The sequence below is a fragment of the Rhodobacter capsulatus genome (genome assembly GCF_005144475.1).
In the GTDB taxonomy this organism is placed as follows: Bacteria; Pseudomonadota; Alphaproteobacteria; order Rhodobacterales; family Rhodobacteraceae; genus Rhodobacter; species Rhodobacter capsulatus_C.
This window is the reverse complement of record NZ_SWJZ01000091.1, coordinates 1-9,880: the sequence shown is the minus strand read 5'-3', so window position 1 is coordinate 9,880 and position 9,880 is coordinate 1. Positions and strand designations below refer to the sequence as shown.

General features: G+C 65.5%; 9 protein-coding genes and 1 tRNA gene. 4 read left to right on the top strand and 6 right to left on the bottom strand.

Going from position 1 to position 9,880, the window contains the following annotated elements:
- Positions 1–345 (top strand): GcrA family cell cycle regulator (locus FBT96_RS17425; RefSeq protein WP_283234946.1); only part of this gene is annotated, 345 nt, incomplete at its 5' end.
- Positions 346–392: 47 nt separating this feature from the next.
- Here the strand turns inward: FBT96_RS17425 and FBT96_RS17420 are convergent.
- Positions 393–2,135: a hypothetical protein gene (locus FBT96_RS17420; RefSeq protein WP_136908897.1), complete on the bottom strand. Its 1,743-nt coding sequence runs from the start codon at positions 2,133–2,135 to the stop codon at positions 393–395.
- A 93-nt stretch (positions 2,136–2,228) separates the two neighbouring features.
- Here FBT96_RS17420 and rimO point away from each other — a divergent pair, with 93 nt between their 5' ends.
- Entirely contained in the window at positions 2,229–3,623 is a 1,395-nt protein-coding gene (rimO, locus tag FBT96_RS17415; protein ID WP_136908895.1) for a 30S ribosomal protein S12 methylthiotransferase RimO, read from the top strand.
- A gap of 184 nt (positions 3,624–3,807) precedes the next feature.
- A complete protein-coding gene (locus FBT96_RS17410; protein ID WP_013068838.1) occupies positions 3,808–4,014 on the top strand; it encodes a cold-shock protein in 207 nt (68 codons plus the stop codon).
- A 125-nt stretch (positions 4,015–4,139) separates the two neighbouring features.
- Here FBT96_RS17410 and FBT96_RS17405 read toward each other — a convergent pair whose 3' ends face one another.
- On the bottom strand, positions 4,140–4,556 hold the full coding sequence (locus tag FBT96_RS17405) for a hypothetical protein (protein WP_136908893.1): 417 nt from the start codon (positions 4,554–4,556) through the stop codon (positions 4,140–4,142).
- A 30-nt stretch (positions 4,557–4,586) separates the two neighbouring features.
- Here FBT96_RS17405 and FBT96_RS21480 point away from each other — a divergent pair, with 30 nt between their 5' ends.
- The gene (locus FBT96_RS21480; protein WP_283234945.1) at positions 4,587–4,712 is read left to right on the top strand and encodes a hypothetical protein; all 126 of its coding nucleotides are present in this window, start codon (positions 4,587–4,589) and stop codon (positions 4,710–4,712) included.
- A gap of 220 nt (positions 4,713–4,932) precedes the next feature.
- Here the strand turns inward: FBT96_RS21480 and FBT96_RS17400 are convergent, their stop codons facing one another.
- From FBT96_RS17400 to FBT96_RS17385, 4 genes are all read right to left on the bottom strand, one after another.
- Positions 4,933–6,825: an acyl-CoA synthetase gene (locus FBT96_RS17400; RefSeq protein WP_136908891.1), complete on the bottom strand. Its 1,893-nt coding sequence runs from the start codon at positions 6,823–6,825 to the stop codon at positions 4,933–4,935.
- A gap of 128 nt (positions 6,826–6,953) precedes the next feature.
- Positions 6,954–8,741 carry an ABC transporter transmembrane domain-containing protein gene (locus FBT96_RS17395; protein WP_136908889.1) on the bottom strand — a complete coding sequence of 596 codons (1,788 nt, stop codon included), beginning with the start codon at positions 8,739–8,741 and terminating at the stop codon, positions 6,954–6,956.
- A gap of 73 nt (positions 8,742–8,814) precedes the next feature.
- Positions 8,815–8,900, bottom strand: a tRNA-Leu gene (locus FBT96_RS17390).
- Positions 8,901–8,942: 42 nt separating this feature from the next.
- A complete protein-coding gene (locus FBT96_RS17385; RefSeq protein WP_136908887.1) occupies positions 8,943–9,716 on the bottom strand; it encodes an enoyl-CoA hydratase-related protein in 774 nt (257 codons plus the stop codon).
- Positions 9,717–9,880 lie beyond the last annotated feature (164 nt).

Genomic DNA, 9,880 nt, shown 5'->3' with positions numbered 1-9,880 from the left:
CGCCCGGCCCCCGCCGCGCCGCAACCGGTTGCCGCCGCCGCCCCGGTGCCGGGCGTCGTGCGCAAACCCGCGCTGGTGCCCGCGGGCCAGCCCTTGCCGCCGCAACCCTCGCTGAACGAGATCAGCCCCGAGACGCTCGCCTCGGTCCGCGAGGTGGAGAAGCGCTCGCGCAAGATCTCGCTGATGGAACTGACCGAGCGGACCTGCAAATGGCCGATCGGCGACCCGGCGACCGAGAATTTCTATTTCTGCGGCCTGCCGAGCTCGGCCGGGAAACCCTATTGCGAGGCGCATGTCTCGGTGGCCTTCCAGCCGATGTCGGCGCGCCGGGACCGGCGGCGCTGAAGGTTGGACCAGAATGAACAAGGGCGCCTGCGGGCGCCCTTTTCGTTTCAGTCCTTCTTCCCCAGAACCCCCGAGAACACGGCGGCGGCGGTGGCAATGAGCAACCAGCCGGAAAGCTGAATGAACCAGCGGCAATAGTGCAGCGTCCAGCCGAATGCGCCGCGGTCTTTCGAGGGCGCCCACGAATCCTTCTGGGCGAGTGTGCCGAGCGGCAGGAACAGATCGAGCGCATAGATGCAGGGGGAGAAAGCCTCGTAGTCCTGTCCGGCGGGTGTATTCTCCCACAGCCGCAGCGGCATCGTGCAACTGGCCGTCTGGATGGAGTGGCATCCGTTCTTGATCGCGTCTTTCCAGTCTTCGGACAGGAGGATATCGACATTGGCCGGGGCCATTTCTCCGCGTTGATAGGTGGCATTGGCCAGCCAAACGGTAGCAGCAAGGATCAGCAGCGCTGTGCGCAGCGCCTTGAACGGGGCATGGCCGTAACCGAAGGTGACGCGGTAACCACATCCCCAAACCAGTGAGACAAACGCCAGGCCTTGCCCGAACGTATCCGGTTTCGGCGGCGCCAACGCCCGGAAAAATGTAGCCCACATGAGCCGTTCATCCCGCGCGTAACGCACCTTGGCCGCATCCCTGCGATGGCCCATGGCGTCATAGACCTTGGCCAGATGGCTGTAGGGTTGCGGGTCGAAATCACTGCGTCTTCGGGTCATCTGGAATGGGCAGGAGATTTTCCGCTCCGATTTCCGCCCCAGAAGGTTCAGGCGATCCTGCACCGTCATGTCGCTTTGAATGGAGTCGAAGCGAAAGCCGGAGAGTTTGGGCGTTTTCACTTTTGCCCAGGAGCCGGAATCGTCGTTCAATCTTTCAACGCTGGTTTCGGTCAGATCGAGAACGACGACCTTGCCGGAGACATTCTCCCAGAAGAAGCCCCCCTCGATCTTGGCGCCCTCTGCGTTGAATGCGCCGTTGAAATGGGCCGATTGGCACCGCAGATTTCCCGTCACTTGCGCGCGGGCGAAGTCCACTCTTCCCGTCGCATTGAACTTGTTCCGCAAGAACACATCCGCGCCGATCACGGCGGCGTTGCAATTCAGGGCGTGGCCGCCCGTCGCCTCGAACTTGCCGCCATCGCAGGTGAGTTGCCCCACGATCTGGACACGCACGAGCTTCACTGCGCCACGCGAGGTAAATTCATTGCTCAAGAAGACATCCGCGCCGATCTCGGCGGAGCTGAGGTTGAGCGCTGACCCGTCGTTTCCCTCGAAGTGGCCGCCGCTGCAATCAACTTGCCCGGTGATTCTGGTTCCGCCCAGCTGAACGCAAGAGTTCGCCACGAAGCCTTTATTCATGTGAATCGGTCCGTTGCAGGTCAGCCTGACGGCATTGAAGCCGGGCAGGGCTGTGCCGGTCAGATAGAGCCCGTTCAGCTGTGCGTTTCGCAGGACAGGAGCTTCCTGAAAGGTGCAGTTGCTCGCGTTGATTGCCCGCTCGCAATCCACGAAGCCGAGGCTCAGGGTTTCTTCGATCCAGAGCCCCAAGACTGTCACCCCTTCGGGACGGCAGGTGATGCCAGGGATTTCCCGTGTCAGCAGCCAGCGGATGAGCCTTGCATCGAACCTATTGCTATAGTCGTCGGTCTTCGGACGTTCCCGGTTCGAGTGTTTGAAACCATCAGGCCAGGCATATCCCCCCGTCGCAATAAACTGCTTTTCCCGCGGCCACAGCTCCCGCCTTAGCCGCTTCTCCGCCCACGCAAACGCTTCGCTCAAATCCCCATCGGCCATCCCGGCACCTCCAATGCCCCGCCATCCTGCGCAACCCTCCCCTGTCGCGCAAGGCGCTTCCCGCGGCCCCCCAAGGCGGTGTATATCGCCCCCATGAGCCAGAACCCGCCCAACCTCCGCCCCGATCTTGCGCCGAAAGCGCTTGTCACCGACACCCCCCGCCCGGGCCAGCCGACCATCGGCATGGTCTCGCTGGGCTGCCCCAAGGCGCTGGTCGACAGCGAACGCATCCTGACCCGGCTGCGGGCCGAGGGCTATGCGATCTCGCCCAGCTATCAGGGCGCCGATGCGGTGATCGTGAACACCTGCGGCTTTCTGGACAGTGCCAAGGCCGAGAGCCTCGAAGCCATCGGCGAGGCGCTGAGCGAGAATGGCAAGGTGATCGTCACCGGCTGTCTGGGCGCCGAGCCCGAGTTCATCACCGGCGTGCATCCGAAGGTGCTGGCCGTCACCGGGCCCGAGCAATACGAACAGGTGCTCGATGCCGTGCATGGCGCGGTGCCGCCGCAGCCCGATCCTTTCGTCGATCTGCTGCCCGCGACGGGCATCAAGCTGACGCCGCGGCATTTCAGCTACCTGAAGATCTCCGAGGGCTGCAATCACGCCTGCAAGTTCTGCATCATCCCCGACATGCGCGGCAAGCTCGTCAGCCGCCCCGCCCATGCCGTGCTGCGCGAGGCGGAAAAGCTGCTCGAGGCGGGGGTGCGGGAGCTGCTGGTGATCTCGCAGGACACCTCGGCCTATGGGCTGGATCGGCGGCACGAGGCGACGGCCTGGAAAGACGGCGAGGTCCGGGCGCATATCACCGATCTGACGCGGGAACTCGGGCGGCTTGCCCAGCCCTCGGGCGCGTGGGTGCGGCTGCATTACGTCTATCCCTACCCGCATGTGCGCGAGCTGATCCCGCTGATGGCCGACGGCCTTGTGCTGCCCTACCTCGATATCCCGTTCCAGCATGCCCACCCGGAAACGCTCAAACGCATGGCCCGGCCGGCGGCCAGCGCGAAGACGCTGGATGAAATCGCCGCCTGGCGCGCGGATTGCCCCGAGATCGTGCTGCGCTCGACCTTCATCGTGGGTTACCCGGGCGAGACCGAGGCGGAGTTCCAGTATCTGCTCGACTGGATGGCCGAGGCGCAGCTCGATCGTGTCGGCTGCTTCCAGTATGAAAACGTCAAGGGCGCGCGGTCGAACGACTTGGCCGACCATGTGGCGCCCGAGCTGAAACAGGAACGCTGGGAACGCTTCATGGAGACCGCGCAGGCGATTTCCGAAGCGAAGTTGGCGGCCAAGGTCGGCACCGTGCAACAGGTGCTGGTCGATGCGGTGGATGACGAGGGGGCGACCTGCCGCACCCGCGCCGATGCGCCCGAAATCGACGGCAATCTGTTCATCGACGAAGGCTTCGAAGAGCTTTCGCCGGGCGACATGGTGACGGTCACGGTCGAGGAAGCGTCGGATTACGACCTTTGGGGGCGCGTGCAATAGGCTTTTTGCCGCGCCACCCCCACGCGCAATTTTCTTGCAATGCGCGGGCGAAGGCTTCATATCCTAGCCTTGCGCACCGCGCCTTTTCGACGACCTGCTCCCTTTGCGGCTACAGTTCTCGATCGTGACGTGACTGAGCCGGGCCGCCGCAATCCTGCGGGCGGCATACAGAAGGAGACAACGGATGGCCAAGGGCACCGTGAAATGGTTCAACCAAACCAAAGGCTTCGGCTTCATCGCCCCGGAATCGGGCGGCAAGGACGTGTTCGTCCACATCTCGGCGGTCGAACGCGCCGGTCTGCGTGGCCTGAATGACGGCCAAGCGATCAACTACGATCTGGAAAAAGGCCGCGACGGCCGCGAATCGGCGATCAACCTCGCCATCGCCTGAGCCTGTGCGCACGGGATTTCGGAAAGCGGCTCCTTCGGGGGCCGCTTTTCATTTTCCGGCATGGAAAGGGCGGCCCCCGAAGGCGCCGCCCCTTGCCTGCCCGGACATGTCGCGGGGCGTCGGACTCAGTTGTCGCTGCCGTGCTCCGGCTGCGGGAAGTAATAGTCGTTGCGGTTTTCGTGCTTCAGATAGAAAGTCACCGCCTGCAGGTCGCCGCTGCGCTTGGCCTCGGTGAGCTGGATCAGCTCGGCGGTGGTGAACTCCGCCGGATCGACGCCGATCTGCGCCGCGATCTGCGCCTTGCCGACCGAGGTCGTGTCTTTCCCCCGCACCGTGCCATGCGACAGCAGCACGTCATAGGCGGCCTTGTCATTGTCGCGGCGGGCGCCTTGCAACTGCGTCAGCTCGGCGGCGCTATAGGCGGCGGCATCGACGCCCAGTTGATTGGCCAGTTGTTGCCGGCCGGGGGTCACGCCCGAGGCGCTGGCGGCACCGGCCGCAAGGACAAGGGCCAGACCGGCGAAGACAAGTTCATTCCGCATGGAAAATCTCCATTTTCTTTGTTTATCAGCGTGTTGATCCGTGACGGCGTGTTCGTCCGTCGTCATGGGGAGACTATGCAACTGTGCGAATTATTTGAAAACGGCGGTATTTATCCGCTAATTGTGCGCCCACGCACCAATCGCGCGGCATTGTGAGCGACGGAGACGGGGCGTGAGCCCCGGCCGGACCGCAACCGGGACCGATCCGGCGAAAGCCCCTTTCCGATGCGTGTGTGACAGGCGGAGGGTCGCTGCGGCAGGATCACCCCGCCAGATCCGGACGACTGCGGCCGGGGCCGATTCCGCCCGGGCGACTCGGATCACCGATCAAGCCCGCCGATTTCTTCTTGGCCGAAATACGCCCTGTCGCCGCCGGTCACTCGGCCCAGGCCCAGGGCACGGTGAACTGCCCCAGCACCTGCGCCATCTTCTCCTGATCGACCGCGCCGGTCATGGCCAGCTGCGCCACCAGACCGCGTTTCTTGTCCTCGACCACCCCGACGACCTGCACCGGCACCCCGGCCTCGGCCAGAGCCGCATCCAGAACCCGGGTGATCGCGCGCTTGCGCAGCTCGGGCTTGAAGATCTTGCCCACCGCGGTCTTCGGCAGCTCGTCCAGCACCTCGATGTGCTTGGGCACCGCCGCGCGTTCGTGGATGTGGCGTTTGGCATGCGCCATCAGCTCGTCGGCGCTGATCGTCGCATCCTTGATCAGCTCGACATAGGCGCAGGGCAATTCGCCCGCGAAGGCGTCGGGCTGGCCGATGGCGCCCGCAAAGGCGATGGCGGGGTGCGACAGCAGCGCTTCCTCGATCTCCGCCGGGTCGATGTTGTGACCGCCGCGGATGATCAGATCCTTGGCGCGGCCGGTGATCCACAGATAGCCGTCCGGGTCGATCCGGCCCAGATCGCCGGTGCGCAGGAAGCGTTCCTCGGCAAAGAGATCGTGGTTCTTGTCGACCTCGGTATAGGTCGAGCCTTCGAAAACGCCGGGGTTGGCGACGCAGATCTCGCCCACCTCGTCGGCGGCGCATTCGGTGAAACCGGCCTCGGTCTTGCGCAGGATCCGGACGTGCGAATAGGGCAGGGGGATGCCGACAGAGCCGACCTTTTTCAGCCCGTCCACCGGGTTGATCGAGACAAGGCAGGTGGCTTCGGTCAGCCCGTAGCCCTCGCAGATCTCGACGCCGGTCGCCTCCTTGAAGCGGTTGTAAAGCTCGACCGGCAGGGGGGCGGAGCCCGAGATCGCCGTGCGCAGGGATGAGATATCGGCATCGACCTTGCGCTGCATCAGCGCGGCGATGGCGGTGGGCACGGTGATCAGGAAGGTCACCTGCCAGCGTTCGACCAGCTTCCAGAAATTGTCGAAGACCCCCTCGCCGCGATAGCCCGCGGGGGTGGGGAAGACGACATGGGCGCCGGAATGGATGGCCGACATCAGGATCGGATAGGCGGCAAAGACGTGAAACAGCGGCAGCGGGCAGATCATCACGTCGGTGTGGCGGAACAGAAGCGTGCCGCCCAGCCAGCCGTTGTAGATCATGCCGGAATATTTGTGCTGCGCCACTTTCGGCATGCCCGTCGTGCCGCCGGTGTGGAAATAGGCGGCGACGCGGTCGGCTTTCGCATCCGCGAACACCAGCTTGTCGGCGGGCTGGCCGTCGCAGGCGGTGTTGAAATCATAGACATCGGCGTGATGGCGGAAATGGGTTTTCGGCCGGATAAAGGGCACGATCCAGCTTTTCGGCGCGGTCAGGTAGCGGTTCAGATCGACCTCAAGGATCGTCTTGACGTTCGGCGCGTGCTTGACCGCCTCGGCCGCCTTTTGCGCGATGTCGGATTTCGGGAAGCTTTTCAGCGTCACCAGCACCTTCGCCTTGGTCTCGCGCAGGATCGCGGCGATCTGCTCGGGCTCCAGCAACGGGTTGATCGGATTGACGATCCCCGCCGTCGCGCCCGCAAGCAGCACCACCGCGGTTTCAAGGCTGTTCGGCAGCAGATACGCCACCGTGTCCTTTTCGCCCACGCCCATCCGGCGCAGAAGGTTCGCCGCCTGCGTCACCCGGGCCAGCACCTGTCCCCATGTCATGGTGACGGAATGATCCTTCGGCCCAGAGGTGATCTGGAACGTCAGCGCCGGACGCGATCCGTGCTTCGCCGTCACGCGGGACAGGAAATCATACATGGTCAGCGCGCGGTCGCGGTCTTCCCAGGGCATTTGGCCTTCGACGCGGTCGCGGTCGGCCACGGTGGCATAGGTCTCGGTCATGGTGTCCTCCCCCGGCCCGTTCCTCCGCAGGCCTTGTGCGCAGAATGCGTCATAAAGCGGCACCCGGGCAAGGGCGGGATTGCCGCGAACGTCACGTCATGGCGGGCATGACGCAGGGACAGGTCAGGTCATGTGCTGGCCCCGTCGGTGAACTGCAGCCGCGCCAGTTCGGCGTAAAGCCCGCCCTCGGCCACCAAGGCTTCGTGGGTGCCCTGCGCGACGATCCGGCCCTGATCGAAGACGACGATCCGGTCGGCCTTTTTCACCGTGGCCAGCCGATGCGCGACGATGATCGTGGTGCGGGTGGCGCGCAGATCATCGACCGCCGCCTGCACCGCGCGTTCCGAGGCCGCATCCAGCGCCGAGGTCGCCTCATCGAGCAGCAGCACCGGCGCATCGCGCAGGATCGCCCGGGCAATGGCGATGCGCTGCTTCTGCCCGCCCGACAGCATGATGCCGCGCTCGCCCACATAGGTGTCAAAGCCCTGCGGCAGCGCGGTCAGGAAATCATGGGCATAAGCCGCCCGCGCGGCGGCCTCGACCTCGGCATCGCTGGCGTCCGGACGGCCGAAGCGGATGTTTTCGCGGGCGCTGGCGGCAAAGATCACCGGATCTTGCGGCACAAGGGCGAGGGCACGGCGGTAATCCGCCCGGGCCAGATCGCGCAGGTCGATGCCGTCCAGGGTGATCCGCCCCTGTTCCGGGTCATAAAACCGCTCGATCAGCTGGATGATCGTGGTTTTCCCCGCGCCCGAGGGCCCGACCAGCGCCACGGTTTCGCCCGGCGCAACCCGCAGGCTGACCGCGTTCAGCGCCGAGGTTTCGGGCCGCGACGGGTAATGGAAGGTGACATTTTCAAAGGCGATGGCGCCTTTCACCGGGCGGGGCAGGGGCACCGGCCGGGCGGGATCGGTCACGGTGTCGCCCGCATGCAGCAGTTCCACCAGCCGCTCGGTCGCCCCCGCGGCGCGTTGCACCTCGCCCCAGATTTCGGTCAGCGCGCCGACCGCGGCCGAGACCATGATCGCATAGATGACGAATTGAACCAGCTGGCCCACCGTCATCAGCCCCGCCTGCACGTCGCGCGCGCCGATCCAGAGCACGCCGACGATCCCCGCAAAGACAAGGAAAATCACGATCATCGTCATGATCGCGCGGGTGGTGATGCGGTCATTGGCCGAGGCGAGGGCCTTTTCGGTGACCTCGGAAAAGGCGTTGCGGGTCAGCGCCTCATGGGTGAAGGCCTGCACCGTCTGCACGGAACTGAGCGCCTCGGAGGCCGAGCCCGAGGAAGACGCGATCCAGTCCTGATTTTCGCGGCTCAGCCGACGCAGACGGCGGCCCATGATGACGATCGGCACGATGACCAGCGGCACGATCAGCAGCACCAGCCCGGTCAGCTTCGCCGAAGTGACCAGAAGCATGGTCAACCCGCCGAACAGGATCAGGATGTTGCGCGCCGCAACCGAGATCGAGGAGCCCAGAAGCGACAGGATCAGCGTGGTGTCGGTGGTGATGCGCGAGATGATCTCGCCGGTCAGGATCTTTTCGTAAAAGGCGGGCGACAGGCTGATCACCCGGCCGAAGACCGCCTTGCGGATATCGGCGACGACGCGCTCGCCAAAGCGGGTGACCAGCCAGTAGCGCAGCCCGGTGCCCAGCGCCAAGGCCGCGGCGATGACATGGGCGGCCAGGAAATAGCTGTCGAGCATCTCGCCGCCCTGCTGGAACCCGTCCACCAGGCGGCGCGCGGCGATCGGCAGGATCAGCGTCACCATCGCGGTCAGCACCAGCGCGGCGGCGGTGGCCAGCGCCAGACGGCGATAGGGGAGGATGAAGGGGGCAAGACCCCGGATCGCACCCACACGTTTCGGTTTCGGGCGGTCTTCCAGCGGGGTGGCGGGTCTGCGGGCCATCGGCTCTCCCTTTCGGTTACGTCCGATTTATGGGCGCAAGCGCCCGACGGCAAGGCTCACGCCGGAACGTGGCTGGTGCGGGCGACCGGACTCGAACCGGCATGGAGGTGCCTCCGAGGGAGTTTAAGTCCCATGCGTCTACCATTTCGCCACGCCCGCGGCCCGCCTTGGCTACCGCGGGCGGGCTGGCGGGGCAAGGGCCTAGCGCCCGGTGAAATGCGGCGGGCGCTTTTCCAGAAAGGCCAGCACCCCCTCGCGGAAATCCGCGCTGCGGCCCAGCTCGCCCTGCAGCCGCGCCTCCAGCGCCAGTTGCGCCGACAGCGGATTGGTCAGACCGGCATGGAAGGCCCGCTTGAGCGCGCCAAAGGCCGCCGTCGGCCCCTTGGCCAGATGCGCCGCCCGGGCCCGCCAGTGATGCTCGAAATCGACATCGGGCACGGCCTCCCAGATCAGCCCGATCCGCGCGGCCTCCTCGGCGCCGATCTTCTCGGCGAAGAGCGCCATGCCCATGGCGCGGGCGATGCCGACCTGCCGCGGCAGCCACCAGGTTCCGCCCGCATCCGGCATCAGCCCGATCCGGGCAAAGGCCTGCATGAAGGCCGCCGATTGCGCCGCGATCACCACATCGGCCGCCAGCGCCAGATTGGCCCCGGCCCCCGCCGCCGCGCCGTTCACCGCCGCCAGAACCGGCAGCGGACAGCTGTAGATCGCCTGCAGAAGCGGCTCGTATTCCTCGCGCAGCACGGTCTCAAGGTTCAGCCCCTCGGTCGCGCCATCGCCCAGATCCTGCCCCGAACAGAAGGCCCGCCCCGATCCGGTCAGCACGATCGCCCGCGCCTCGCCCCGCGCCCGGTGCAGCGCTTCGGTCAGCTCGCGCCGCATCGCCGCATTCAGCGCATTCATCACCTCGGGCCGGTCGAGCGTGATCACCGCCAGCCCTTCGGACATCTCGTAGCGGATGGTGTGATACGTCATCGCCTGTCTCCTCTTTGCCCCAGCTTGCCGCGCGGGCGCCGAAAGGCAAAGCGAAACCAAACGTCACAGGGCGGCGGATCGCACCATGGCGGGGCAAAATCCCGAAAGACCCTGATTGCCTTTCACCTTGGCGCAAATATCCCGGGGGGTGCGGGGGGCGGAGC